Source organism: Chromobacterium sp. CV08 (genome assembly GCF_051129845.1).
In the GTDB taxonomy this organism is placed as follows: Bacteria; Pseudomonadota; Gammaproteobacteria; order Burkholderiales; family Chromobacteriaceae; genus Chromobacterium.
The window spans coordinates 4,568,305-4,594,450 of record NZ_CP150453.1; the positions used below are offsets into that span (position 1 = coordinate 4,568,305).

At 66.5% G+C, this 26,146-nt stretch carries 28 protein-coding genes; 2 read left to right on the plus strand and 26 right to left on the minus strand.

Going from position 1 to position 26,146, the window contains the following annotated elements; genetic code table 11:
- Positions 1-53: 53 nt before the first annotated feature.
- From WNM05_RS20775 to WNM05_RS20790, 4 genes are all read right to left on the minus strand, one after another.
- Positions 54-362 carry a hypothetical protein gene (locus WNM05_RS20775; protein ID WP_434630545.1) on the minus strand — a complete coding sequence of 103 codons (309 nt, stop codon included), beginning with the start codon at positions 360-362 and terminating at the stop codon, positions 54-56.
- Complete coding sequence (locus WNM05_RS20780; RefSeq protein WP_434630548.1) at positions 359-2,104, minus strand: M30 family zinc metallopeptidase; 1,746 nt, start codon at positions 2,102-2,104, stop codon at positions 359-361. Before WNM05_RS20780 ends, WNM05_RS20775 begins: the two co-directional genes overlap by 4 nt.
- Before the next feature lie 239 nt (positions 2,105-2,343).
- The gene (locus WNM05_RS20785; RefSeq protein ID WP_434630551.1) at positions 2,344-2,658 is read right to left on the minus strand and encodes a hypothetical protein; all 315 of its coding nucleotides are present in this window, start codon (positions 2,656-2,658) and stop codon (positions 2,344-2,346) included.
- Positions 2,655-4,376 carry a hypothetical protein gene (locus tag WNM05_RS20790; RefSeq protein WP_434630554.1) on the minus strand — a complete coding sequence of 574 codons (1,722 nt, stop codon included), beginning with the start codon at positions 4,374-4,376 and terminating at the stop codon, positions 2,655-2,657. The genes WNM05_RS20785 and WNM05_RS20790 overlap by 4 nt, the downstream gene beginning before the upstream one ends.
- Positions 4,377-4,552: 176 nt before the next feature.
- Between WNM05_RS20790 and WNM05_RS20795 the strand changes: the two genes are divergently transcribed.
- Positions 4,553-4,912 (plus strand): 50S ribosome-binding protein YggL, encoded by a 360-nt coding sequence (locus WNM05_RS20795; RefSeq protein ID WP_434630557.1) that lies wholly within the window; start codon positions 4,553-4,555, stop codon positions 4,910-4,912.
- Positions 4,913-5,013: 101 nt separating this feature from the next.
- Here the strand turns inward: WNM05_RS20795 and WNM05_RS20800 are convergent, their stop codons facing one another.
- From WNM05_RS20800 to WNM05_RS20830, 7 genes are all read right to left on the minus strand, one after another.
- On the minus strand, positions 5,014-5,592 hold the full coding sequence (locus WNM05_RS20800; protein WP_434630560.1) for a YdcF family protein: 579 nt from the start codon (positions 5,590-5,592) through the stop codon (positions 5,014-5,016).
- 111 nt (positions 5,593-5,703) lie between these two features.
- Positions 5,704-5,943, minus strand: a complete 240-nt coding sequence (locus tag WNM05_RS20805; protein WP_434630563.1) for a DUF2164 domain-containing protein — start codon at positions 5,941-5,943, stop codon at positions 5,704-5,706.
- Positions 5,944-6,023: 80 nt separating this feature from the next.
- Positions 6,024-7,016, minus strand: a complete 993-nt coding sequence (locus WNM05_RS20810; RefSeq protein WP_434630564.1) for a hypothetical protein — start codon at positions 7,014-7,016, stop codon at positions 6,024-6,026.
- Positions 7,017-7,191: 175 nt separating this feature from the next.
- A complete protein-coding gene (locus WNM05_RS20815; protein ID WP_434630567.1) occupies positions 7,192-8,190 on the minus strand; it encodes a hypothetical protein in 999 nt (332 codons plus the stop codon).
- A gap of 172 nt (positions 8,191-8,362) precedes the next feature.
- A complete protein-coding gene (locus WNM05_RS20820) occupies positions 8,363-8,722 on the minus strand; it encodes a hypothetical protein (RefSeq protein ID WP_434630570.1) in 360 nt (119 codons plus the stop codon).
- A gap of 131 nt (positions 8,723-8,853) precedes the next feature.
- Positions 8,854-10,257, minus strand: a complete 1,404-nt coding sequence (aspA, locus tag WNM05_RS20825) for an aspartate ammonia-lyase (RefSeq protein WP_434630573.1) — start codon at positions 10,255-10,257, stop codon at positions 8,854-8,856.
- A 282-nt stretch (positions 10,258-10,539) separates the two neighbouring features.
- The gene (locus WNM05_RS20830; protein WP_434630575.1) at positions 10,540-11,448 is read right to left on the minus strand and encodes a LysR substrate-binding domain-containing protein; all 909 of its coding nucleotides are present in this window, start codon (positions 11,446-11,448) and stop codon (positions 10,540-10,542) included.
- A gap of 106 nt (positions 11,449-11,554) precedes the next feature.
- Here WNM05_RS20830 and WNM05_RS20835 point away from each other — a divergent pair, with 106 nt between their 5' ends.
- On the plus strand, positions 11,555-12,106 hold the full coding sequence (locus WNM05_RS20835) for a hypothetical protein (protein WP_434630577.1): 552 nt from the start codon (positions 11,555-11,557) through the stop codon (positions 12,104-12,106).
- A gap of 33 nt (positions 12,107-12,139) precedes the next feature.
- Here the strand turns inward: WNM05_RS20835 and WNM05_RS20840 are convergent, their stop codons facing one another.
- The 15 genes from WNM05_RS20840 to WNM05_RS20910 all read right to left on the minus strand — a co-directional run bounded on the left by WNM05_RS20840 (position 12,140) and on the right by WNM05_RS20910 (position 26,102).
- Positions 12,140-14,020, minus strand: a complete 1,881-nt coding sequence (locus tag WNM05_RS20840) for a polysaccharide biosynthesis protein (RefSeq protein WP_434635177.1) — start codon at positions 14,018-14,020, stop codon at positions 12,140-12,142.
- Between the two features lie 2 nt (positions 14,021-14,022).
- Entirely contained in the window at positions 14,023-14,490 is a 468-nt protein-coding gene (locus tag WNM05_RS20845; protein ID WP_434630580.1) for a GNAT family N-acetyltransferase, read from the minus strand.
- A complete protein-coding gene (locus WNM05_RS20850; protein ID WP_434630582.1) occupies positions 14,487-15,155 on the minus strand; it encodes a sugar transferase in 669 nt (222 codons plus the stop codon). Before WNM05_RS20850 ends, WNM05_RS20845 begins: the two co-directional genes overlap by 4 nt.
- Positions 15,152-16,315 (minus strand): DegT/DnrJ/EryC1/StrS family aminotransferase, encoded by a 1,164-nt coding sequence (locus WNM05_RS20855; RefSeq protein ID WP_434630585.1) that lies wholly within the window; start codon positions 16,313-16,315, stop codon positions 15,152-15,154. The genes WNM05_RS20850 and WNM05_RS20855 overlap by 4 nt, the downstream gene beginning before the upstream one ends.
- Before the next feature lie 159 nt (positions 16,316-16,474).
- Positions 16,475-17,704 carry a glycosyltransferase family 4 protein gene (locus WNM05_RS20860; RefSeq protein ID WP_434630587.1) on the minus strand — a complete coding sequence of 410 codons (1,230 nt, stop codon included), beginning with the start codon at positions 17,702-17,704 and terminating at the stop codon, positions 16,475-16,477.
- Positions 17,705-17,718: 14 nt separating this feature from the next.
- On the minus strand, positions 17,719-18,186 hold the full coding sequence (locus WNM05_RS20865; RefSeq protein ID WP_434630590.1) for a hypothetical protein: 468 nt from the start codon (positions 18,184-18,186) through the stop codon (positions 17,719-17,721).
- On the minus strand, positions 18,187-18,612 hold the full coding sequence (locus WNM05_RS20870; protein ID WP_434630592.1) for a hypothetical protein: 426 nt from the start codon (positions 18,610-18,612) through the stop codon (positions 18,187-18,189).
- Entirely contained in the window at positions 18,609-19,718 is a 1,110-nt protein-coding gene (locus WNM05_RS20875; RefSeq protein WP_434630595.1) for a glycosyltransferase family 4 protein, read from the minus strand. Before WNM05_RS20875 ends, WNM05_RS20870 begins: the two co-directional genes overlap by 4 nt.
- 4 nt (positions 19,719-19,722) lie before the next feature.
- Positions 19,723-20,805, minus strand: coding sequence for a glycosyltransferase family 4 protein (locus WNM05_RS20880; RefSeq protein WP_434630598.1), 1,083 nt, complete (start codon positions 20,803-20,805; stop codon positions 19,723-19,725).
- Positions 20,798-21,379 (minus strand): acyltransferase, encoded by a 582-nt coding sequence (locus WNM05_RS20885; protein ID WP_434630600.1) that lies wholly within the window; start codon positions 21,377-21,379, stop codon positions 20,798-20,800. The genes WNM05_RS20880 and WNM05_RS20885 overlap by 8 nt, the downstream gene beginning before the upstream one ends.
- Positions 21,376-22,638 carry a lipopolysaccharide biosynthesis protein gene (locus WNM05_RS20890; protein WP_434630603.1) on the minus strand — a complete coding sequence of 421 codons (1,263 nt, stop codon included), beginning with the start codon at positions 22,636-22,638 and terminating at the stop codon, positions 21,376-21,378. The genes WNM05_RS20885 and WNM05_RS20890 overlap by 4 nt, the downstream gene beginning before the upstream one ends.
- A 13-nt stretch (positions 22,639-22,651) precedes the next feature.
- The gene (locus WNM05_RS20895; RefSeq protein WP_434630605.1) at positions 22,652-23,749 is read right to left on the minus strand and encodes a DegT/DnrJ/EryC1/StrS family aminotransferase; all 1,098 of its coding nucleotides are present in this window, start codon (positions 23,747-23,749) and stop codon (positions 22,652-22,654) included.
- 98 nt (positions 23,750-23,847) lie between these two features.
- Positions 23,848-24,426, minus strand: a complete 579-nt coding sequence (locus WNM05_RS20900; RefSeq protein ID WP_434630607.1) for an acyltransferase — start codon at positions 24,424-24,426, stop codon at positions 23,848-23,850.
- A gap of 17 nt (positions 24,427-24,443) precedes the next feature.
- A complete protein-coding gene (locus WNM05_RS20905; protein ID WP_434630613.1) occupies positions 24,444-24,980 on the minus strand; it encodes a DUF4337 domain-containing protein in 537 nt (178 codons plus the stop codon).
- A gap of 57 nt (positions 24,981-25,037) precedes the next feature.
- A complete protein-coding gene (locus WNM05_RS20910; RefSeq protein WP_434630616.1) occupies positions 25,038-26,102 on the minus strand; it encodes a Gfo/Idh/MocA family protein in 1,065 nt (354 codons plus the stop codon).
- Between the last annotated feature and the right edge of the window lie 44 nt (positions 26,103-26,146).

The window sequence follows — 26,146 nt, forward strand, 5'->3', positions numbered from 1 at the left end:
AAAAACGCCCATCCGGCATGATGCCGGATGGGCGTTCCGCTGAACAGCCGCGCTCAGCGCTCGGCTTCGGCCTGTTGCAATATCACTTCCCTGCCGTAGACCGGACTGTCGGCATAGCCGGCCGCCCGGTAGCGGATTTCATGGCCCAGTTGGCGGCGCAGCCGCTTCAGCGCCGCCTGGTCCAGGCCCTTGCCCGCCTCGGCCGGGCGTATCGCCAACACCGCGCCGTCGCCGCGCTCTATCCCCAGCTTGACCAGCGGATAGGCGCCGACCTCCACCAGCACGCCCTTTTCCCAGGGCGGCGCCGCCATCGCCAGCAGCGAGGGCAGCAGGACCAGCAGCCACGACGCGCGCCGGATCACGGCTTCACCAGCAGCAGATGGCTGTTGGCCGGCACGGTGATCCGGGCCGCGCCGCGCGACACGGACAAGGCCTGGCGCCAGGTTTCCTGGCTGCTGTCGCCGCGCCAGCCCACCTCGGACGCCTGGAAGCGCACCGCCGGCAGCTGCAGCGTCTTGCCGGCCGGGAAGTACTGGTTGGCCGGCAGCGTGACGGTCTTGGCCGGGAAGCCGAAGCCCGCGACGTCCTGGCTGTAGGCGCCCAGCGCCAGCGTGGTGGTCAGCCGTTGCAGCAGGCCGCTGTAATCGCCGCCGCCGACCGCGCGCAGCCCATCGTTCAGGGCCTTCTCCCCCTTGCTCGGTCCGGTCACCCACGGCTTCATCACGGCGGGACCGAACTGGTGCAGCATCTGCATGCCCAGCGCCAGCGCCTTCGGGTAGCAGGTGTAGTCGTCGGCGGCGACGCTCCAGCCCTTCAGATTGCACGCCGGCTTGGCCAGGAACTGCTCGAAGTCGCCGCGCGGACGCAGGTCAGGATGCGAGTTGGCGTCGCGGCCGCGGCCGCCGGTATAGGTGTCGGCCGATACCAGATAGCCCATGGTCTGCGCCGCCAGCTCGTTCTCCCACACCGTGGTCGGCGCCGAACCCGGCTTCTGGCGCAGGATCTTGTTGTAAGCGTACAGCACATGCAGGTATTCGTGCGCCATCGTCGACAGCGCCAGGCTGGGGCCGTTGTCCTTCATCGACCAGTTGCCCGGGCTGTCTGCCTTGGCGAAGGTGTCCAGGTCGACGAAGGTCACCAGCGCCTGGTTGCTCTTGCCGATCACGTCGGCGCAGTCGGCATCGCCCTGGCACATCGTCGCCGCCGCCGAGGCCAGCAGCGCATTGGTCCAGCGCACGTAGCCGAGCAGCCGGCTGCCGCTGGTGCTGGCCGGATCGTTGAGCCGGCTCAGCACCAGGTGCACGTCCTTGGTGTCGCCGGGCAGGGCCAGGCTGCGCCAGCTCGGGTGGATGTCATTGCCCCAGGGCTCGCTGACCACGCTGGCCTCCAGCGGATAGACGCTGTTCGCGAAACGCTCGGCCAAGGCGTCGGCCTGGGCGTTGTCGACGCTCACATCCAGGCCGCTCTGGCCCCAGACATAGACCTTGCCGCCTCCGTTGGGCAGATCGCGCACCGCCTTCAAGGTCGTGGGGCTGTCGCCGTCCATATCGTGCCAGGTGCGCGCGTCGCCCAGCGCGTAGACCTGCTGCTGCAGCGCCGCCTGCGCGCCGCTCAGTCTGGCCGAATGCTGCAGTTGCAGGCGCTGCAGCGCGCCGTTGCCGTTGTTCTTCGCCACCGCGTTGAGCACCGCCTGGCTTTCGGCTTCCAGGCGGTCCGCCACTGCGCGGTCGGCGCCGCGCAGGCCGTTGCCGGACAGGCGGAACTGGGTGGAGGTGTCGCCGCCGCTGACGCGGACGAACTCGGCCTGCCAGGCCGACGTCACCGGCCCGGTCAGCTGCAGGGTCTGATCGCGGCCGCTGGTATTGCTGTAGCGGTAGATGGACCCCGATGCCGCGCCGCCGGCGCTGGCCGGCAGCTTGCAGCTGACGCCGGCGCAATCGAGCGAGCCGACTTCGGCGCCGCCGGCGCCGCGTTGCGCCGATGCTTTCGCCGATGCATTGCCCGATCCGCCATCGGCGGACGAGCCGCTTCCGCCGCCGCCGCATGCGGTCAGCAGCGCGCTCATGATCACGGAAGCCAGAACTGTCTTGTTGATCTCTTTCATCACTTTGTCGTCTTTTTTTGGTTAATTTATAAGCAGAATCTTGATATTAGCCACACGACATAAGTGAGTACAATGTCAATTTATTACAATTAAAAGTCAGCCGGATACCGTCGCCCAGGCGGCGGAAAACTTCCCTTATCTGCATCGGCCAGCCTTCCGGGCAAGGGTCTTCCCGCCGTTCGCGATAAAAAAAGCCCGGCGTCCGAAGACGCCGGGCCTGGCGCGGAAACAAGCGCCGATTACCGTTCCAGCTCCATCTGGCTCAGCACCACCGAGGGACCGTCCAAGCGGCTCTCCACGATGCGCAAGGCGCGAAAACGCACTTTGTCGCCGGCTCTGGCCGCGAACTTGTCCAATTGACGCTGATCGAGCGCGCCGGCCTCGTTGCCGGACGCTATCGTCAGCAACGCGCCGTCGCTGCGCTGTATCGCCAGCCGGTTGAACGGCACATTGCCTACGCTGACCAACCGGCCGTGTTCCCACGGCACGCTGGCCATGCCCAGCGACGCCAGCAGCCCCAGGACGGCGAGGCCGCCCGCCAGCGGCCGCCTCATCGCTTCACCAGGCTCAGCCGCGAATTGGCCGGCACGGTGATCGTCACCTGGCCGCCGATCGGCGCCAGGCTCAGGCGGTAGGCTTCCTGCGCCGGATCGGACGACAGCTGGACCTCGCCCGGGCTGATCTGGACCTGCGGCAGGGCAATGGTCTTGCCGCCCGGGAAGTAACGGCTGGCCGGCAAGCTCAGCTGCTTGGCCGGGAAACCGTAGCCGGTCGGCCACGAAGCGAAGTCCGCCAGCGCCAGGCTGGTATACAGCTGCTGCATCAGGCTGCCGTAGTCGCCGCCGCCGACTGCGGCCAAGCCGTCGTCCAGGGCCCGCTCGCCGACGTTCGAGCCGGTCACCCACGGCTTCATCACGCCTGCGCCGAACTGGTGCAGCATCAGCATGCCGGTCGCCAGCGCCTTCGGATAGCAGGTGGTGCCGACACTGTCGCCGCTCATCGCCGACCAGCGCTTCAGATTGCAGGCCGGCTGGGCCAGGAACTGGCTGAAGTCGCCGCCGACACGCAGGTCCGGATGCGAATTCGCGTTATCGCCGCGGCCGCCCTGGTAAGTGTCGGCCGCCACCAGATAACCCATGGTCTGCGCCGCCAGCTCGTTTTCCCAGGTGGTCGTTTTCGTCGCCCCCGCGATGCGGCGGAACACCTTGTTGTAGCCGTACAGCAGGTGCTGGTACTCATGGCCCAGCGTCGACAGCGCCAACGCCGGCCCCTTGCCGTTCTGGCTCCAGTTCACCCCGTCGTCGGCCGCCACCAGCGTGTCGACGTTGAGGAAGGTCACCAGCGCCTCGTTGCTGTTGGTGAACACGCTGCAATCGGTCTTGCTGCAGGATGGATCGGACGCCCCGGACTTCAGCAGGGCGTTGGGCGGATAGACATAGCCCAGCAGGCCCTTGAAGGCGCTGGCCGGCTGGTTCAGCTGCGCCAGCACCAGGTGCACGTCCTTGGTGCCGGCATCCAGCGTGACGCCCTGCCAAGACGGATGGACCGGCCCCCAGGGCTCGCTGATCACCGCGGCCTCGATCGGGTACACGCTGTTGGCGAAGCGCTCGGCCAGGAAGGCCGCCTGTTGGGCCGTCACCGCGGCCGCGTCGTTTTGCGCCCAGACATAGACGGTGCCGCCGCTGGGCAGCGCGTAGCTGGCCTTCATCGTGGTACTCAAGGTGCGATTGCCTATGCTGTCGTACCATTGGCGGCTGTCGTTGACCGCATAGTAGCGCGCAGCCGCGGCGGCCCGTTTTTCGACGCGCATCCGCGCCTGCGCCCGGCCGGCGATCTGGCCGTAGGCGGCGGCGTGGTCGTAAAACTGCTGCATCTTCTGTTCCAGCGCCGCCTCGGCCGCGGCGTCGGTGCCGCGCGCGCCGCCGCCTACGCGGCCATAGCCCAGAATGTCGCTGTCGACCTGGGTCACCACCGCGTTCCAGCTGGCGGTCAGCGGGCCGTTGACGGTCAGTTGCATGTCCTGGCTGGTATTGTTCTGCAACTGGTATACCTTGCCGACCGCGTCGGAAACAGCGCTGGCCGGCAGCGCGCAGACGCCGGACTGGCAGCTCAGATCACCGGTGATGGCCGGTTTCGACGGCGCGCTCGGCGGATCCACTTGGACCGTCTGGTTGCCGGAGGGGCTGGAAGAGGAGCCGCCGCCGCCGCCGCAGGCGGACAACAGCGCGGCCATCACGGACAGCGCGATGATATTTTGCTTTTTGCTCAACATTTTATTACTCAACTGTAAATTCAACGGCAAACTTGTAAATAAATAATTGATATCGACAAGGATAGAGACCGCCACACGGTCTCGTCAATTTACCTGCCGTTTGCCGTCCCGCCCGTTTTCCAGACACCCGCCCCGGCCCCTGCTATCATCCGTCTGTTCAGTAACAAGGATCTATCATGGCTTTTCTCCGCAACCCCAACTCCGCCCAACGCCTGAAGCGGCTGAATGCCCGCCAGCGCAAGAAAATGCGCGTAGGCGAATTCCGCGAGCTGGGCTTTCATCTGGTGGCCGAGCTGCGTGACGGCGCCGACGCCGACGCGCTGCTGGACGGCTGGCTGACCCGCTTCGACGAAGCCGGCATCAGTTTCGGCGGCCATTTCGACGGCAAGAACCGGCTGGAAGGCGTGGCCTTCCCGGTCAGCGGCAACCAGATCACCGAAGCGCTGCGCGGCGAGCTGGTCGCCTGGCTGCAGGCCCGCGAAGAAGTGCAGTCGCTGGAGGCCAGCGAACTGATCGATCTGTGGCACGCCGCCTGAGGCCTGTCCCTGGATGCGAAAAAGCCGGCGCTTGCCGGCTTTTTTCTTGCCCATTCGACTTATCCACAGCAAACCGCCGAACGGAATTTTATCCACATGCGTCAGGACAACTGGCGGAATACGCGGTAGCCGACGTAGAGCCAGGTCTCGCGGGCGAGGAAGCGCGACCAGCTGGACAGCGTCCGGAAGCGGCTGGACTGCGTCGGCGCCGGATAGGCGCGCAGGCCCAGATCGTTGGCCATCAGCACCGCGCGGCGCATGTGCAGCGGATCGCTGACCAGCAGGTAGGAACGGATGCCGAACGGTCCGCCCAGATCCCGGGCGTTGGACAGGTTCTGCCAGGTGGTGCGCGACTGGTTCTCCACCAGCATCGCCGTCATCGGCACGCCCTGCCGGGCGGCGAACTCGCGGCCGACGTCGGCCTCGGCCGGATAACCCGGCTCCGGCGTGCCGCCGGTGAACACGATCCAGCGCACCTTGCCGCTCTGGTACAGCTTGACCGCGTGGTTGATGCGCTCGCGGAACACCGGCGAGGGCTTGCTGCCCCAGGCCGCCGCCCCCAGCACCAGCGCGGCGTCGGCGCCCGAATCGGCGTCGCCGCCGCCGTAGTCGACGATGGTCCAGGCCACATAGGCGAAGCCGAGCACCACCATCAGCACGGCCAGCAGGAAGCCTTTCATCATCAATCGCAAATAGAGCATCGGCACAGCGGCATCATGGACTAGGGAAGATCGATTGTAACCGCAATCGCCGGCGTAGGCAGCCCGCCTTCGCCCGGATGTCGCGCGTCGCTACTGTTCCAGTTCCCAGATCGCGGCCTGCAGGCTTTCCATGCGCGCCTGCAAGGCGGTCTGGGCATCGTGCAGCGCCTTGTTGTAGATGTCGCGCCCTATCCTCTCGGCAACGAAATCGAGCAGGAAGCGAGCGTCGAAACTGCCGATTTCCAGCCCGAGCTGATCCGCCAGATAGCCTTGCACTTGCGGCGCCAGCTGCTGCAGTTGCTGTTCGCTGAGGAGGGATTGGTTCGCCATCGTCGCGTCCGGATGTGAGAAGAAGGCGATTATGGCGCAATCGCCGCTCCGCGCGATAGCCGCGCGGAGCGAAAGGCCGTTCAGGGGATACGGCAACCCGGATTGCCGGTCGGGCAGCGCCATTGCCAGTCCACGCCTATGCGCTCGGTCAGCTTGACCGAGAACGCCATCGCCGGGGACGACAGCGAAATCGTCACCACATCGCTGGAGAAGTCCGATGAACGCGGTTCGCTGGTGCCCGGCACCACCCGCAGCGCGATCGGGCTGCCGAGCTGTATGCTCAGCTGGCTGTTGCCCAGCAGATAGGCGAAATTATCCTGGATATACTGGCCCAGCGGGAAACTGCCGCCGCCCGGCAGCGTCACCACCTTGCCCGGCGGCACCAGCCGGCCCAAGCCCTTGAGCATGTTCTGATCGGGCTTGTACAGCAGCGCGTCCTTCACCTGGGCCAGGCCGGCCTGCAGATTCTGCTGGATGGTGCCGTCTATCTTGCCCTCGGCCTTGCCTATCAGCATGTCGCCCACCACGGGCAATATCCAGCTCAGATTGGAATCGCAGTCGGTGGAGGAGTTGGTGGTCGCCGTCATTCCGGTCTTGCCGTCGGCCATATTGCCGTTAGCCGTGCCGTACTGGGCGGTGATGACGATATTGCTCAGCGTCAGCGTGTTGGTGCAGCTGTAGCTGATCACGCCCCATTTATGGCCGGAATACTGGCTGCGCACCTGGTAGCCGAGGCCGGACAGGCTGATGTAGGCGACGCCGCTGGCGTCCGGGCGTATCGTCACCTGCGCGTTGCCGCTGACCGTCCCGCCGAGGAAGGTGGCGCCGTTCTGCGTCACCAGCTGCGACACCCGTCCGTTCAAGCCTTGCTGCAGGTTATAGGGCACGCTCAGCAACTCGCCGGCCACCTGTCTCAGCGGCCCCATCGCCTTGGCGTCCTCGCTATAGCTCAGCGCGCCGCCGCCATAGCCGACCGTCGCCAGATACTGGTCCGAAATCACTTTCGGCGCCCAGTCCGCTTGCGCGCTGCCGGCGGCAAGCAGTCCCGCCAGAAAAATCGCCCTGCTCATCATGATTGATGTCCTCTTCGTGGGATAGGTGGAATATCGCGGCAGCGAAATTCCATTGCCATATTATCCCAATAGCATTTTCCGTGAAAGACACTTCCGATGATTTGCAGCCAGCCGGCTGTCCGCCCCCTCACGGCAGCCGGCACGGCTCGCTTGCCCATGGCCGCAGAATGCCGGCTCAGGGCTCCTGACAGATCACATCCGGATTGCGGGGATCGCACTGCGGGTTCCAGCTCCAGCTCAGCGCCTGCTCCTCGTTGACCTTCAGCCCCAGCGAAAAGGCCGGAGACGACAGCGATAGATTCAGCAGTTCGCTCGTCGCATTGGAATACATGCCCGGGTCCTGGCTCACCGGCTGAACCTGCAGGTAATTGCCCAGACGCAGCGTGATCTGGCTATTGCCGAGCAGATAGCGGAAGTTGTCCTGCACATAGCGCCCGACCGGGAAGGTCCGGCCATCCGGCAAGGCGATCACCTTGTCGGCCGGGACCAGCTTGTTCAAGCCGCTCAGCAGGTTCTGCCCCGGCTTGTACAGCAGCGCATCCTTCACCTGGCCCAGGCTGGCCTGCACACCGTTCTGGATCGCGCTGTCTATCTTGCCTTCGGCCTTGTTGATCAGCACGTCGCCGACCAGCGGCAGCATCCAGCTCAGATTCGAATCGCAGTCGGTGGAAGAGGATGTCGTCGCCGTCATGCCGGCCTTGCCCGCGGCCATGCTGCCGTCGGCGGTGCCATACTGGGCGGTAAGGACGATATTGCTCAGCGTCAGGGTATTGGTGCAACTGTAGTTGATCACCCCGAGCTTGCGGCCGGCGTACCGGTTGCGCACCTGGTAATTGAGCCCGGACAGGCTGATGTAGGCGACGCCGCTGGCGTCCGGTCGTATCGTCACCTGCGCGTTGCCGCTGATCGTCCCGCCGAGGAAGGTGGCGCCGTTCTGCGTCACCAGCTGCGCCACCCGTCCGTTCAGTCCCTGTTGCAGGGAGGACGGCACCTTCATCAGATCCGACACGACCTGCCAGACCGGCCCGCCTTTGCTGGCGTCTTCACGGTAACTGAGCGCGCCGCCGCCATAGCTGAGCGTGGTCGCGAATTGGTCAGAAGTGACTCGGGGGGTCCAGTCCGCTTGCGCGCTGCCGGCGGCAAGCAGGATGGCGACAGATACGATCGAGCGCATGACATTCCTTTGTTTGGCCAGCCATCTCCGGTATTGCGACGCGTCGCGCAGTGGCTGGAATCTGCCGACTGTCCTAGTGTGGCCGGCCAGATTAATGCATCGATCAGTTAATTACAATGGCATAAATTGCGCGCCATGCCGCTCGCTTGACGCGGTTCGCCGATCGCTTGCGCTATAACCGCGACCACTCGCGGCCCAATTGCAGCCAGCCTTGTTGCAAGGCTTGCTGGCTGCGTCGCAGGCAGTCCCGCCATCGGTCGTCGCCGCCGGCCGGCTGCGGCAGGTGCAGGCAGATCTGCTCCAGCCATGCGAAACGCGCCGGACAGCTGTCATGACACAGCGCGATGCCGTCGGCGCAGCCGCGCCGGACCAGCCGTTCCAGCTTGTCCGGCAGCGGCGCCGGTCCCAGGCAGACGCGGGCGCCGTAGAACAGGCTGGAGCGCCAGAAACGTTGTTGGCAACGCCAGCCGTCCAGCAGGCAGGACCAGCTGCTGGCGGGAAACTCCGTGCACCACCATATCGTGTGCTTCATCTCGCCCTCGTTTTGTGCACTGCACAATACGTTATATCCGCTGATGGACGCCACCGCCAGCCGCTTGTGAGCGCGGATAAAAAAACCGGCGCACGCGGCGCCGGCACAGACGGTCAGACTCGGGAAATCGTTTACAAGGTCACCCAGCGCGGCCGGGTCAGCATATCGGGTTGCAGGATGTCGTCCAGTTGCTCGCGGCTCAGCAGGCCGTGGGCCAGCACCACCTCGGCGACGCTGCTGCCGCTGGCGTGGGCCTCGGCGGCGACGCGGGTGGCGGCCTCGTAGCCGATCACCGGATTCAGCGCGGTGACCAGGCCTATCGAGCTCTCGACGCTCAGGCGCAGCCGCTCGCGGTTGGCGGTGATGCCCTTGACGCAGTGCTCGGTCAGCGTGTCGCAGGCGTTGGCCAGGTGGCCGGCGCTGCGGAACAGGCTGTAGGCGATCACCGGCTCGAAGGCGTTCAGCTGCAGCTGGCCGGCCTCGGCCGCCATGGTGATGGTGACGTCGTTGCCGATGACTTCATACGCCACCTGGCTGACCACTTCCGGGATCACCGGGTTGACCTTGCCCGGCATGATGGACGAGCCCGCCTGGCGCGCAGGCAGATTGATCTCGCCGAAGCCTGCGCGCGGGCCGGACGACAGCAGGCGCAGGTCGTTGCAGGTCTTGGACAGTTTGACCGCCGCGCGCTTGATCACGCCGGACAGCTGGACGAAGGCGCCGCAGTCCTGGGTGGCCTCGATCAGGTTGGGCGCGGTGATCAGCTGGCTGCCCACCAGCTCGGACAGATGCAGGCACACCAGCTTGGCGTAGTCCGGGTGGGCGGTGATGCCGGTGCCGATCGCGGTGGCGCCGAGGTTGATCTCCAGCATCAGCGCGCCGGCTTCCTTCAGGCGCTGCTCGTCCTCGCCCAGCATCACGGCGTAGGTCTGGAACTCCTGACCCAGCGTCATCGGCACCGCGTCCTGCAGCTGGGTGCGGCCCATCTTCAGCACGTCCTTGAATTCCTCGGCCTTGTCCTCGAAGGCCTTGCGCAGCGCCTCCATCCGCGACACCAGCTTCAGCACGCCCCAGAAGGCGGCCAGCCGCAGCGCGGTCGGATAGACGTCGTTGGTGCTCTGGCACAGGTTGACGTGCTCGTTCGGATGCAGGTGCTGGTACTCTCCCTTGGCGTGGCCCAGCAGCTCCAGCGCGCGGTTGGCGATCACCTCGTTGGCGTTCATATTCGTCGAGGTGCCCGCGCCGCCCTGGATCACGTCGACGACGAACTGCTCGTGCAGCTTGCCGGCGCGGATTTCCTCGCAAGCGTCGACGATGGCCTGGGCCAGCTTGGGATCCAGGATGCCGAGATCGCGGTTGGCCTGCGCCGCCGCCTGCTTGATAGAGGCCAGCGCGCGGATCAGGTCGCCGTAGCCGGCTATGGTCTGGCCGGTGATAGGGAAGTTTTCGATGGCGCGCAGCGTGTGCACGCCCCAGTAGGCATCGGCCGGCACATCGCGGTTGCCGAGCAGGTCGTGTTCGATACGGGTGGACATCTGGCGGAGCTCCTCAGGACGGCCGCCATGCGCGGCCAGGAATGCTCGGCACTGTATGCCTGCCCCGCAGCCCTGGCCAATTCCGAATCGAGATGGGGTCATGCAAGAAATGCATAACCTTGCTCCAACCTTGTCCGACGCGGCTTGCCTTAGAGCCTGTCCAAAGGCTGGCGAGCTAAGGCGAGACAAGGCGAAAACAGCTGAAGAAGCGGAGTGTACATACGGTACATGGGCATTCTGAAGCGGTTTTCAACGCAGTATCGCCGACGCGCAGCAGACTTCTTAGACCTCCGGGTAACGCTCGGCCAGGTAGTCCCACAGGTCTTCCAGCGCCGCGCGGCCGCGGCGGTGGTCGCAATACAGCCTGACCTCCATCTCCACGCTCCATTCGTCGCCGCCGGCCGCCGCCAGACGGCCGGCCTCGCATTCGGCCGCCACCGAACTCTCCGGCAGAAAGGCCAGACCGTGGCCGGCCAGCGCCATCTGCTTCAGACCCTCGGCCATATCGGTCTCGTAGCGCAGCGACAGATGGGCCGGCTCCGGCCCGCCGACCAGCAAGAGATCGCTCATCAGCCGGAAATAGGCGTTGCTGGCGTAGCCGAGGAAGGGCAGCGGCGCGTCGGCGCTGCCGGGCAGCAGGTAACGCGCCTCTCCGCCGTCGGCCGGCGCGTACGGCCTCAGCCGCTCGGCGCCCAGCCGCAGGCCGCCATAGCGGGCCTCGTTCAGGTCCACCGGCTGCTTCGGATGGTGGTAGCACATCAACAGATCGCTGCCGCCCTCGACGAAGGCCAGCACCGCGTCATGGACGTTGCTGGCCTGGAGGCGACAGGACAGCTTGCCGAAGCCGGCCTCGACCTCGGTCAGCCATCTGGGGAAATAGGAGAAGGACAGCGTGTGCGGCACCGCGAACTGCAGCGTGCCCTGCGGCAGCGGCTGCAGGCCTCGCAGCATCGTGCGGGTGGTGTTCAGCTGGGCCAGCAGCGGCACCGCCTGCTCGCGCAGCAGCTTGCCGGCGGCGGTGAGCCTGGTCGGATAGGTGGTGCGGTCTATCAGGTCGGCGCCCAGCCAGCTCTCCAGCGCGCGTATGCGACGCGAGAACGCCGGCTGCGTCAGGTGGCGCAGTTCGGCCGAGCGGGTGAAGCTGCCGGTGTCGGCCAATACCAGGAAGTCTTCCAGCCAGCGGGTTTCCATAGCCTTCGTCCGGATTCGGGATGCCCGATCTTAACACCGGCGCGGCACTTTCCGACTCGGCGCCGCTCTATCTCCGGGTATCCGCTGGCTCCCTTCCTATGCCGACATGAACGCCTCCGCCATTCTCAGTCCCCCCGCCCGCCAGAAGGGCCGCGCGCTGGCCATCGCCGCCAGCGCGCTGCTGCATCTGCTGGCGCTGCTGGCATTGCCGGCCGCGATGCGCGGCTCGCCGCCATCCGGCGCCCAGCCGCCGGTCAGGACCCTGCCGATCTCCGTCAGCCTGATTCCATCGATCCCGCCGCGCACGGCGCCTTCCGCCGCGCCGGTCCGCGGCGCGGCGAAACGGGCACAGGCCGCCGCATCGCCGTCGCGCCCCGGCTCCCACGCCCAGCTCCCCGCCGGCAAGCGGGCAGCCAGCGCCGGCGCCGGCGAAACCCGGCTGACGATCGAGGGCCTGCGCCAGCAGATGCGCCGGCTCGCGCCGGAAGATCCGAACGCCAGGCCGTTGCCGGAAAATCCGGAAAAAGCCAGGCTGGCGCGCGGCATCGACCGGGCAGAGCGCGCAGACTGCAAGCACGCCTACGCCGGCCTGGGCCTGCTGGCCGCGCCGATGCTGCTGAAGGACGCCTTCGATAAAGACAACGGCTGCAAGTGGTGACTTGCAGCCGTTGAGCGCCGGGACGGGGAACCGTCAGCCCTGCAGCGTCACCCAGTCCTGGGTGGCCTCGGCGGCCTGGAACTCGTGCACCGCCTCCTGCATCAGCGCAAACGCCGCCGGCGCGTCCAGGCGCCGGCAGGCGTCGGACAGGCGCGCCAGCAGCGAAGCCATCTCGTCCTCCGACAGATGGTATTCCTGCGCGCGCATGATGCGGGCGTGGTCGGTCGGCAGCACCGTGTCGCCGATCAGCAATTCCTCGTACAGCTTCTCGCCGGGCCTGAGGCCGGTGATGCGGATCTCGATGTCGCCGCCCGGCTGGCTGTCGTCCCTCACCTCCAGCCCCGACAGGTGCACCATGCGCCGCGCCAGGTCTATGATCCGCACCGGTTCTCCCATGTCCAGCACGAACACGTCGCCGCCGTCGCCCATCGCGCCTGCCTGTATCACCAGCTGCGCCGCCTCCGGTATCGTCATGAAGTAGCGGGTGATGTCGGCGTGGGTCAGCGTGATCGGACCGCCGGCCTTGATCTGGCGGCGGAACAGCGGCACGACGGAGCCGGAGCTGCCCAGCACGTTGCCGAAGCGCACCATGACGAAGCGGGTGCCGCTGCCGCGCGCGTGGCGGGTCTGCAGCGTCAGTTCGGCCAACCGCTTGGTCGCGCCCATCACATTGGTCGGCCGCACCGCCTTGTCGGTGGAGATCAGCACGAAGGTGTCGACGCCGCAGTCCTCGGCCGCGCGGGCCGTCGTATCGGTGCCGAAGGCGTTGTTGACGATGCCGGCCACCGGATTGTGCTCGACCATAGGCACGTGCTTGTAGGCGGCGGCGTGGTAGACGGTCTCGACGCGGAAGGCGCGCATCGCCTGGACCAGGCGCTCGTAGTCGGTGACCGAGCCCAATAGCGGCGTGCGCGGTATCTGCGGCGCCAGCTGCGCCAGCTCCTGGTCTATGCTGTACAGCGCGAACTCGGACAGCTCGAACAGCACGATGCGCGCCGGGCGGTTCTTGACGATCTGGCGCGCCAGCTCGGAGCCTATCGAGCCGCCGGCGCCGGTCACCATCACCACCTTGCCCTTGATGTTGCGCGCCAGCAGCTCGGCCTTGGGCGGCACCGGATCGCGGCCCAGCAGGTCTTCGATCTCGACCTCCTTCAGCTCTTCGACCCGCGCCTCGCCGGACACCAGGTCGGCCATGCCGGGCAGGCGCTTGATCGGCACCCTCAGCTTTTCCAGCGCTTCCAGTATCTCGCGCTGGCGGCCTCGTCCCACCGACGGCATCGCCAGCAGGATGCACTTGGCCCCGGTGTCCTTGACCAGGGCCGGCAGCGCTTCCGGCGCGTGGACCGCGACGCCTCGGTAGGTACGGCGATGCAGATCCGGATTGTCGTCGACGAAGGCCATGGGCCGGTATTCGCGGCCGGCCTGCAAGGCCAGCATCAGCTGCACGCCGGCCTGGCCGGCGCCGTAGATGATGACCGGATCGCGCGGCGCCTCGGTGGCGTCTATCCGCCGCACCAGGCCGCGCAGCAGGAAGCGGCTGCCGCCGATATAGGCCATCGCGAACACCCAGAAGATGACCACCGAGGCGCGCGGCATCGCCCAGATGTGGAACATCTGTATCACGGCCTGCAAGACCAGCACCGACAGGGTCACTCCCGAAAACACGGTGAGTATGATCTTGTCGTCCAGATACTTCAGCACCGCGCGGTACAGGCCCAGCTTGATGAAGATCGGAATCGCCCACAAGGGCGGCACGATGAAGATCCACAGATGCGGGTTGAGCTTCGGGTCCCAATAGCCGCCCAGGCGCAGGAACACCGCGCTCGACAGCGCCAGCGGCAGCAAGAGCGCGTCCATCAGCGCCAGCATCGCCATCTTGTTGTGGCGGGAAAAGGCCAGCAGTTTTTCAAGCATCGTCATTCTTTCGTATCCGGCAGCAGCTGGTACACGGCGTCCGGACAGCATTCCTCGTTATCGCGGCCGTCGCCCAGGCTCTGCAGTTCAAACCCCTGCGCCTCGTAGAAGCGGCGCGCCCCTTCGTTGGCCTGGAACACGTGCAGCCGACAGGCAGGCGCCGGCCGGGACAACGCCCGCTCCAGCAGCGCGCGGCCCGCGCCGGCCCCCCGACGTCGGGCCTCAATATAAAGCTGGTCCAGCCACAACACGCCATCTTGCATCGAAGATGCGACGAATCCGAAGATCTCGCCGTCCCGCTCGGCCAGCCAGACGCCGCCCGCCGGCAGCAGCGCGTCGGCGAACCACGCCCGTACCGCCTCGTCCGCGTGGACCAGCGGCGCATACGGCATCTCGCGGCGGCAGGCCAGATAAATGTCCGCCAGCGCGTCGGCATCGGCGGATTCGGCGGCACGGATGGAGAAGGTCATCGGCTGACGATCTTCATCAAGGTGGCGACGATGATGCGGATGTCTTCCCACAGGCTGTGCGTTTCGGCGTAGCGGACGTAATAGCCCAGCTTCTCCGGCAGCACCTCGTCGATATAGGCGCGCTCCGGGTCGGCGGCGCGGCCCAGTATCTCGTTCTCGTCTATCATCCGGATCGACGCCCAGTCCGTGATGCCGGGGCGCACCGACAGCACCACGTCCTTCACCTCGGCCGGGTAGTGCGCCACGTATTTCGGCACCTCCGGCCGTGGACCGACCAGGCTCATGTCGCCGAACAGCACGTCGATCAGCTGCGGCAACTCGTCCAGCTTGGTCTTGCGCAGCAGCCGGCCGGCGCCGGTGATCCGGCTGTCGGCGCCGACGGTCAGCTGGCCCTGACGCTCGGTGTCCACCTGCATCGTGCGGAACTTGTGGATGCGGAACAGCGTGCCGCCCCGCCCCACCCGCACCTGGCGGAAGAACACCGGCCCCGGCGAATCCAGCTTCACCCACAGCGCCACAGCCAGGAGCGGCAGCGCCAGCGCGGCCAGGCCCGCCGACGAAGCGACGATGTCGAACGCGCGCTTCAACAAGCGCGAGCCGTGGCGGCGCGGCCGGCAGCACGGCGGCAGCAGCGCGTCGCCGTTGTTGTCGCCCGGCTGGCTCATGCGGACAGGATCTCGCGGACCGCGGCGATCACGCGGCTCTGGTCGTCGTCGGTCATCCGGGTGTACAGCGGCAGCGTCACTTCGGCCTCGAAAGCGGCATCGGCCACCGGGAATTGCTCGCGCGTCAGCTGGTAGCCGTCGCGCCATACCGGCTGGCGGTGCAGCGGGATGAAGTGCACCGAGCAGCCGATGCCCTTCTCCGCCATCCGAGCGATGAAGTCGTCGCGCGACACCCCGGCCTCCGGCTTGATCCGCACCGGGTACAGGTGCCAGGCGTGGTTGCTGCCCTCGTCCTTGGGACGCGCCGGCAGGATCAGCGGCAGATCGGCCAGCTCGCGGTCGAAGCGCCGCGCCATGATCTCGCGCTTTTCATAAAAGCCGCGGATCTTCTTCAGCTGATGGATGCCCATCGCCGCGGCGGTGTCCGGCATATTGTACTTGTAGCCCGGCGCGACCACTTCGTAGAACCAGGCCGGCGTCTTGGACACGTAGCGGTCGAAGGCGTCGCGGCTGATGCCGTGCAGGCGCATCACCTTGCAGCGGGCGATGATGTCCTTGTTCTTCGACACCACCATGCCGCCCTCTCCGGTGGTCATGGTCTTGTTGGCGTAGAAGCTGAACACGGTGACGTCGGAATCCAGCGTGCCGACCAGCCTGCCCTTGTAATAGGTGGGCATCGCGTGGGCGGCGTCCTCGACGATCTTCAGGCCATGCTCGCGGGCGATGGCGACGATCTCGTCCATGTCGCAGGCCAGACCGGCGAAGTGCACCGGGATGATGGCCTTCGTCTTGTCGGTGATCGCCGCGCGGATCGCGTCCGGACGGATGTTGAACGTCGCCGCGTCGACGTCGACGCAGACCGGGTGCGCGCCGAGGTAGCGCACCACTTCGGCGGTGGCGGTGAAGGTGTAGGACGGCACGATCACCTCGTCGCCGTCCTTGACGCCTATCGCCTCCAACGCCAGGTGCAGGCCGGCGGTGGCCGAATTGACCGCGATCGCCTCGACGCCGTCGCCGAGGAAGGCGGCGAAATCGGCCTCGAACTGCTTGGTCTTCGGACCGGTGGTCACCCAGCCGGAACGCAGCGCGTCGACCACTTCGTTGATCTCTTCCTCGCCGATATCCGGCAAGGCGAACGGCAGGAACTTTGTTTCGCTCATTTCTCGGTCTCTCGTCTTTGCGCGGCCATCGTCGGCCGCCGTCAATGTTCCACGCGGCGCGCCATCGCGCGCGCCGCTTTCAAAATCGTCGGTCCGCCGGCGGGACGCCGGCCCAAGGGGAGCGCTCCGCCCCGACCATAGCGGACTTCCGCTCCGCGGTTACGGTCGCACCGCCGCGAGGAAGCGCCGCGCCAGCACCGCGTAATCGTGGTTGGCCAGCACATAGGCCTTGCCGGCCGCGCCCATCGCCTCGCGCTCGGCCAGCGGCAGCACCGCCATGCGCTTGACCGCGTCGGCGATCACGGCCGGGTCTTCCACGCCTATGCTCAGGCCCGCGCCGGCGTCCTTCACCATATCGTTGCCGGCCTCCACCGAGTGGATCACCGGCTTGCCCGCCATCATGTAATCGAACAGCTTGTTCGGATTGATGCCGAAGCGGTAGATAGGCAGCTTGCGCCAGCCTATGTACAGCGCGTCGCACTCGGCCAGGAAGGCGGGCACGCTACGCTTGGCGATGGACGGCAGGAACATCACGTTGTCCAGCTTCAGCTCCGCGGCGCGCGCCACCAGCGCTGCCTTGTCCGGACCATCGCCGACCAGCACGAAAGTCACCGGCGCGTCGCGCATCAAGGCCGCGGCTTCCAGCAGATAATCCAGCGCGTTGGCCAGGCCGTGGCCGCCGGCGTAGCCGACGATGAAGCGGCCATGCGACTTGAGCTCCGCCAGCCGCATCCGGTGCTCCGCCGACAGCGGCAGCGCCTCGCCCTGCCATTCGCCCACGTCCACGCCATTGGGAATCACCGCGTATTTCTCCGGCGCCATGCCGTGCGCCATCATGTAGTCCCTGGCGCAGGGCAGCATCGACACCACGGTGTCGGCGCGCCTGTAGCCGAAATCCTCGGCCCATTGCAGCAGGCGGATGAACGGGTGCTTGGGCGACATGCCGCCGACCTCCACCGGCGTCAGCGGCCACAGGTCGTGCACCTCGTAGACCAGCCGGGCGCCGGTCTTGCCGGCGATCCAGGCCGCCGGCACCGTGTCCAGCGGATAAGTCGACGAGGCGATCACCACGTCCGGCTTCCATTCCTTCAGATAGCGGCGCGACAGGCCCATCACGCGGGCGAGGAAGCTGAAGATGTTCAGTACCCGGCCGACGCCGTTGCCGCTGTACGGCCGCGTCCTGCACCAGGTGTAGCGGATGCCGTCGATGTCCTCGTCGCGGTACTTGCCGTCGACTTGCGGATGGGTCTGGCGCAGGTGCGACACGTCGGCCGCCAGCATGTTCACTTCGTGCCCGGCCTGCACCCATTCCCGCGCCAGGTAGTAGGGGCGGAATTCCATGCCGTGGCGCGGGCTGCCGGCGTAGTGGTTGATGTAGAGAATGCGCACTTTATTCGATTTCTTCAATTCACCGGAGCCGCGTCCAAATAACGCTTCTCCATTTTTTTCCATTCGCCGATCGCCAACAAGCCGCCCAGAACCAACGACAATGCCAGCACGCCGGCCAGACCGTCTCGGATGATATGGCCTGTCTGCGTCGAAATGTCGATGATCAGGAAGGCGCAGATCGGCTGCGAATAGCCAAACAGGCCGACGGTGGCGTCGTAGCGCCAGGACGGCCACTTGCGGAACCGCGGCCAGCAATCAAGCGGACGGTTGCGAATTCGCCTCAATGACGTCAACGAAACGATCAGCCACATCATCGCCAGCCAGTAAACCGGCCACTCTCCGCCTGGCAGGCCGGGATACAAATGATAGTGGAGCAGACATAGCAGGCCGGCCATAGCCGGCGTCCTTATCCAGGTGGGCACACCGCCCAGCGATCGCCATTGAGCTTTCAGCAGCGCGTTCCGAACCATGCCGATGGACACCTATCTATCCTCCTCTCGGCCTTCGCTCGCCAGCTGCTTCCACCGGCTGTTGGCGAATACGCCGCCGAGGACAGGCCAGAACAGCAGCGCAGGCCCCATTGCCAGCGCTGGCTTGCCTTGTACCACCGACGACATGCCGAACACGAACAGAGTCAGCGGAACACCGCGGCCCAGTACGCCGTAAATCACGATGAAGCGCAATTTGCCTCGGGATCGCAACGTCGGCCAGCCATCGCGCGCCACGACCCTGCCCAGCCAGACCTTGTTCAACCACAGAGGCAGCAGCAACAGCATGGCCAGCACCAGATGGACAACCGCCGCCAGCGGCGTGGCCGGGATGCCTGCCATGGATCGATTCAGCTGGAACAGCAGCAGCGCGGCCAGCAGCACCAGCAGCAGGGGAATCAGGACGGCGCGCGGTCTCACCGGACGCTTCCTTCCAACTGGCGATACAGCTCGACCAGCTTGTCGGCCTCGGCCGCCCAGCTGTATTTGCCCAGCACCGCCCGCTTGCCGGCTTCGCCGAGCTCGCGCATCCGCGCCTCGTCTCCCAGCAGCGCGTTGATGGCGGCGGCGATGGCGGCGGCATCCTGCGGATCGACCAGCACGCCGCAGCCGGCGTCGGCCACGATCTCGCGCCAGACCGGGAAGTCGCTGGCGATCACCGGCATGCCGGCGGCCATGTATTCGAACAGCTTGATCGGCAGCGCGTCGACGTAGTTGGGCGTCGGGAACAGCGTCACCAGGCCGATCTTGCTTCTGGCCAGCACCTCGGCCACGCCCTTGCGGTCCAGCACGCCCAGATCGTTGACGCGCGCCCAGCCGGGCTCGGCCATCACCTTGGCCCTGAGGTCGCTCTCGCTCCATGGGCCGGCCAGATTCAGCCGGGTCGAGGTGTCCGGCAGCGCGGCGACGATGGGCTCGATGCCGCGTATGCGGCTGATGCCGCCGATATAGCAGACCTCGTTGCGGCGGCTTTCCCACGGCGTGTCGCGGACCAGCTCTTCCAGTATCGGGAAATTGCAGACGTCCAGCGCCCTGGCGCCCAGCTTTTCGAAACGCTTGCGGATGTGCGGCGTCGAGGTGACGACGGCGTCGAAACGGCGCGCGGCCCAGTCCTCCAGCGTCTCGAAGCCGCCGGACACCAGCGGGCGCACGGCGCCCGGTATCCAGTGCTTGGCCAGGATCTGGCGCGGCACGTCCTCGTGCACGTCGTACACCACCTTGATGCCGGCCTGCTTCAGGCGCACGCCGGCGGGAATCAGCTCCGGATCGTGGAAATGCACCACATCCGGCCGCAGCTTCAAAGCCGCCTGGTAGACGCGCTTGACGGTGCCTGTCATCCGCGACAGCCGTCCGCCGGTCTTCGGGCCGACGTCGTGTATGCGGACGCCGCCCCGTATCTCCTCGCCCTGGCCGTCGGCGACGATCAGCGTCACCTCATGGCCGGCCGCCGCCAGCGAGCAGCACTCCTTGACGAAGATGCGGATGTCGTGGCGCGGGTGGGCGGAAGTCAGGTGGGCTATTTTCATCTGTTCAAACCTTTCGCGCGGCCAGTTCGCCGATCAAGTCGGCGAAACCGGCCATATTGGCCCGGTGCAGCGCCTTGGCCGCCACCAGGCCGCGGTTCATCTCGGCGGTGCGCTGCAGGGCAGCGTCGTCTTCGGCCAGCGCCATCGCGCGGCACAGCTCGGGTCCCAGCCGGCCGACATCCTCGGCGATCACGCCGTTCAGGCCGTCTATCGCCCATTCGCCGTTGGCCGGCAGATTGGACAGCAGCGGCAGGCAGCCGTGCCCCATCGCCTCCAGCAGGCTGATGCTGGTGGCGTCCGAGCGCGGCACGCTGACGAAGACCCGCGATTCTTCGTACAGCCGGCCCAGCGTGGCGCTGTCGACGAAACCGGCGAATTCGACGCGCTTCAGACCCAGCGAGGCCGCCAGCCGTTTCAGATTCTCGGTCTCGCCGCCGCTGGCGGCGACGACCAGGTTCCAGTCGGCGAAACGGCCGCTGTTCTCCACCTCGGCCCAACCCTTGAGGATGGCGTCTATTCGATACAGCGGCTTGTGCAGCCGGCAGGACAGCAACTGCTTCTTCTTCGCTTCTATCGCCGGCTCCGGCGGCAGCGCGTCTATGCCGTAATTGAGCAGCGCGATCCGGCAGTCGCCGGCCAGCTCGCGGATTTTCGCCGCCATGTACAGCGAGTCCGACGTGATCGCGGCGGCGGCCTTCAGATTGCCGCGCACCATCGCGCGCATCAGCCGGCTGCGGTCCGGCAGCAACAGCACGTCCGAGCCCCAGGCGGTCAGCAGCATCGGTACCGGCGAGCCGGCCAGCGCGCGCCGGGCGTGCCAGGCCACGCTGTTGGCCTGGTGGACGTGGACGACGTCGGGCCGCACATCGGCGATCCAGGCCTTCAGCCGGCCCGCGGTGGACAGCGCCTTCAGGCCGAAATCGACGCGCAGCTCGCCCTTCAGATTGGCGGGTCGCCGCTCGGCCGGCACTTCGCCGTTGCAGGCCAGGTACAGTTCGTCGACATGCGGCGCGATGCCGGCCAGGAAGCGCCAGGTATGGATGGAGGCCGAACCCGCCACCAGCAGGCGGGCGATCTTGTCAGTCATTCGCCCAGGCCTCGTACAGCGGATGCAGGTCCGGATGCTGGGCCAGCCATTCGGCGTCGCCGTCCCGGGTGTCGCCGACCACCCGCGCCGGGTTGCCGGCCAGGATGGCGAAATCCGGATATTCGCCGGCCGGCACGAAGCTGTAGGCCGACACCACGCTGCCCTTGCCCAGCGTCACGCCGGGCATCAACACCGAGTGCGGGCCGACGAAGCTGTACGGCCCCAGCCGGGTCGGCTTTTTCAGATAACCGGCGTGGTTGTTCCGCGTCAGGTATTCGCGGCCGTACAGCCTGATCGCCACGTGGCTGGAATGGGTCAGCAGCGACACGTAGTTGGTGATCTGGCAGCCCTCGCCTATGCACAGCCCGCCGGAGGCGTCGATCAGGTTGAAGTGGCCGATGTAGACATTGTCGTCGACCATCAGCTTGTCTATGTGTTCGATGCGCGTCATGTTGGAGACGCGGGTGCGCCTCAGGAACACGCCGTCGCCGCGATGGAAGCCGTATACCATTCGCGGCCGCACCCATGCCGACAGCCGGAAACGGATACGGCTGAGCAATCCATTCCAATTCATCGTGCCGCCCTATAAAGCCAGGTGAAATAAGCAAGGAAATAGCCGGCCATCACGACCGACACCAGTTGGAAGGTGGCCACCGCATCCTGCCAGAGATGGAAGCCCAACCACATCGATCCGAGGAACAGCACGGCCTGCACCAGGGACAGGAAAAACGCGAAACGCTGCCGGTTGATCACCGGCGGCACCATGCCAAGCGGCGAGGCGACGAAGTGGAACAGGATGAACAGCGACATCGCCTCGGCGTAGCGGCCGGCCTCGGACCAGCTGTTGCCGAACACCAGCGTGAACAACGGTTCACCGAAGATCTGGATCACCAGGAAGGGAAACAGCGCCATGCCGAACAGCGTCAGCATCATCTTGCGCAGTATCGGCCGCAAGGGCTTGCCCAGATTGCGCGCCTCGGCCAGCTCGCGGTAGGCGACCTGCGCCACCGCCTGGCCGATGAAGGCGGCCGGCAGCTTCAGCACCCGCATCATCAGGCCATACATGCCGACGGCGGCGGTGCCGGCCAGCACCGTCAGGGCCACCAGCGTCGCCGAGTCCAGCAAGGCGGTGCTCAGCGCGTGGGGCGCGTTGATGCGCGGAAACTCGATATAGGCGGCGGCGGCTTCCCGCATGCCCTGGCGGCTGACATCGCGTCGCCAGGCGAAACGGGCCTTGAGATCGGCCCAGGCCTGGGCCAGCAACGAGGCCGCCTGCCCGGCCAGCTGGCCGAGAATCAGGCCGCCGGCGCCGGCGCCCAGCCAGCCGGCCAGCACCTGGGTGCCGGCGATGCCGAAGGACTGCGTCATCCGGCCGTGGGCGTTGGCCTGGTAGCGGCGATGGCGGTTGTTCCAATTGGTCCAGGCCTGCATCAGGCCGGCCAGCAGCACCGACAGCGGCAGCAGCGCCAGCCAAGGCTCCAGCTCCGGCGCCCCCAGGTGGGAGGCGATGTGCGAATGGCCGCCCATCAGCACCACCAGCGCGATCAGCAGGGCCAGTGCGCCGGCGCACAGCATGGACAAGCCCATCAGGTTGCTGGCGCGCTTCTCGTCGGCCGGCAGCACGATGGCCATTTCATAACGGGCGGTGGCCAGCACCGCCAGCGTCGACATCCACGACACGTAGACGGTCTGGATGCCGACCTCGTGCGGGTTGTACAGCCGCGTGATCAGCGGCGACGCCAACAGCGGCACCACCTGGGCCACGGCGGCGCCGGTGACCAGGGTGATGACGTGGCGGACGAAGCCGCTCTTGGGCACGCGCAGCGACGACAACGACACCATCCCGTCAGCCCAGTGCCTTCTTCACCGCGGCGACGATCTCGTCTTGCGCGGATTCGGACAGGAAAGGATGCATGGGCAGACTCATCACCCGGCGGCCGGCGGCCTCGGACAACGGGAAGCTGCCTTCGCCCAGGCCCAGGTGGGCGAAGGCCGGCTGCAGGTGCAGCGGGATCGGGTAGTGGACGGCGGTCGGCACGCCCAGCTCCTTCAGCCGGGCCTGCACCGCTTCGCGTTCGTCGACCTCGATGGTGTACTGCGCGTAGACGTGGGTGTTGCCGGCGCCGATCACCGGCACGCGGGCCACGTCCTTCAACAATTCGCTGTAACGGGCGCCGATGCGCTCGCGCGCGGCGACCTCGTCGGCAAAACTGGGCAGCTTGGCCAGCAGCACCGCGGCCTGTATCGTGTCCAGGCGGCCGTTCAGACCGATGATGGGGTGGTGGTAGCGGCGGTCCTGGCCGTGCACGCGGATTTCGCGGATCTTCTTGGCCAGCGCGTCGTCGCTGGTGAACACCGCCCCGCCGTCGCCGTAGCAGCCCAAGGGCTTGCTCGGGAAGAAGCTGGTGCAGCCTATCGTCGACAGGTTGCCGGACTTCTTGCCGTTCTGGCTGGCGCCGAAGCTCTGCGCGCCGTCTTCTATCACCGGAATGCCATGCTTGTCGGCGATGGCGTTGATCGCGGCGAAATCCGCCGCCTGGCCGTACAGGCTGACCGGCATGATGGCGCGGGTCCTGGCCGTGATCGCCGCTTCCAGCCGGTTCGGGTCCAGGTTGTAGCTGACCGGGTCGATGTCGACGAACACCGGCTTGGCGCCCAATAGCGCGATCATCTCGCCGGTGGCGATGAAGGTGAACGGCGTGGTGATCACCTCGTCGCCGGGGCCTATGCCCAGCGCCATCATCGCGATCAGCAGCGCCTTGGTGCCGTCGCAGACGCCGATCGCGTGTCGGGCGCCGGTGTAGGCGGCCAGGCCGTCCTCCAGTTCCTTCACCTCCGGCCCCATGATGTACTGGCCGTGGTCCAGCACCGCGTGGATGCGGGCGTCGATATCGGCTTTCAGATGCTGGTACTGCGCTTTCAGATCAATGAACTGGATGGACATGAGAGGATGGACCCCAAATCGATATTTTGAAAAATTCACCCGGCGGCGGCGCACCGCGGACGGCGGCGAGACCGCCGGGACAAGAGGCGCCGGGCGGCTTATCCGCCGCTGCCTATCGGCGTGCAGTGATTGCCGCCGACTTCGTAATGAATGCCGCAGGTCGGGCAGGAATGGGTGCCGATGTCATTGGACAGCCGTTCGCCGCACGAGCACATCCAGCCCAGCCGCCGGGCCGGCGCGCCGACCATCAGCGCGTAGGCCGGCACGTCGCGCGTGACCACGGCACCGGCGCCGATGAAGGCGTACTCACCCACCGTGTGGCCGCAGACGATGGTGGCGTTGGCGCCTATCGACGCCCCCTTCTTCACCACGGTGCGGCGGTACTCGTTCTTGCGGTTGACGTGGCTGCGCGGATTGTTGACGTTGGTGAACACCATGGACGGGCCGCAGAACACGTCGTCCTCCAGCGTCACCGCGTCGTAGATCGACACATTGTTCTGCACCTTGACGTTGTCGCCGATCAGCACGTCGTTGCCGACGAACACGTTCTGGCCGAAGGAGCAGCCCTTGCCGATCTTGGCCCCGCCGCAGATGTGCACCCAGTGCCAGACGCGGGTGCCGGCGCCTATCGTCGCGCCGTCGTCTACGATGGCGCTGGGGTGGACGGTGTATTCCATGCTGGGTAGCCTTTGCTTCAGAAAAACAGGAAAAAGCCGTCGGCGAAGTACAAGAGGCCGAGGGCGCCGATGGGCAAGGCGGCGTACCAGATGCGCTGGCGCTTGAACAGGCCGGCGATCGACGACACCAGGATGGCCACCTGCAGGAAGATCACCGCCATGCCGAACGGTTTGCCCTGCCGCTGCGCCTGGTTGCGCTCGTCCTCCAGCGCCCGCGCGGTCTTCTCGATCTGCTTGCGCTCCGCGCCGTAGCGCTCGGCGCGGGCCGCCGCCTGCGCTATCGCCGCCTGGTAGCGCTGGCGCTGCGCCGCCGGCGCGCCGGCCGGCAGATTGTCCAGCTCGAACCGCAGCCGGTCGCGCTCCATCTCGTACAGATTGCCCTTGATCCCCTTGGCCTGATAATAGGCCCATTGATCCGACGCCTGCGACTGGGCGATGACGCTGCGGGTGGAATAGCCGCCGCCCTTGAAGGTCGACAGCGTGGCGCACACCGCCAGGATGACGGTGGTCAGCGCCAGATAATTCAGCCAGGGTTCTTTCTTGTCTTCTGCCATATCTGACGTGTATCTGCGTAACGAGGCCGGCCTGGAAACAGGCCGGCCGGAAAACCATCAATAATCGAGCGGCAGGCTGACGCGACGGCCGTCGCGGGCCGACAGATACATCGCGATCAGCAGCTCCAGCGACTTCAGGCCCTCGCGGCCGTCGGTCTCCGGCGTCGCCTCGCCGCGCATGGTCTTGATCACGTTGTCGTAGTACAGCGGGTGGCCGAAGCCGTAGACGCTGGTGGTCGCGTAGCTGGCCGCCTTGATGCCCTCGTCCATCTCGTGCGGCTCGGCGAACTCCCAGTGCTGAATCTCGTTGACGGCCATGCCGCCGACGCGCACCGAGCCCTTCTCGCCGAGGATGGTGATGCTGCCTTCCAGGTTCTTCGGATAGGTCAGCATCGTGACGTTCATGCTGCCCAAGGCGCCCGAGCGCCACTTGACGCTGACGGTGCCGGTGTCTTCCACCTCGATATTGCGCGCCAGCGTGGCGGTGTAGGCCTGCACGCTCTCCACCGGGCCGATCAGCCAGTCCAGCAGGTCGACGTAGTGGCTGGCCTGGTTCATGAAGGCGCCGCCGTCGAACTCCCAGGTGCCGCGCCAGCCGGCCGCGTCGTAATACTCCTGCGGGCGGGTCCAGAACACGTTGACGTTGACCATGTAGATGCGGCCGAAACGCTTCTCCTGCATCGCGCGCTTCAACAGCTGCAAGGTGTCGTTGCGGCGGTTCTGCTTGACGACGAACAGGTATTTCTTCGCCTTGTCGGCGGCCTTCACCATCTCCAGGCCGTCTTCCCAGCGGGTGGCCATCGGCTTCTCGGTCATCACGTGGAAGCCGGCCTCGGAGCATTCGATGCTCTGGGTCGGATGCAGGCCGGACGGCGTGGTCAGGATGACGATGTCGGCGTCGGTCTGCGTCAACATATCGCTCAGGCTGGCGTGGCCGCGGGCGCCGGTGCGCTCGACGGCGGCCTTCAGCGCGGCCGGGTCGATGTCGCAGACGTCGACCAGCTCGGCGCGGTCGGCGTGCTTTTCCAGCGCGCCGAAGTGGTTGTTGGCGATGCGGCCGCAGCCGACCAGGGCGAAACGGATCTTGCGATCGGTGATCGGGGGCAGGTGCAAGGTGTGCATGTTCGGACTCGGATTCCTTCAAAACGCGTGGGCAAATCCGGCGC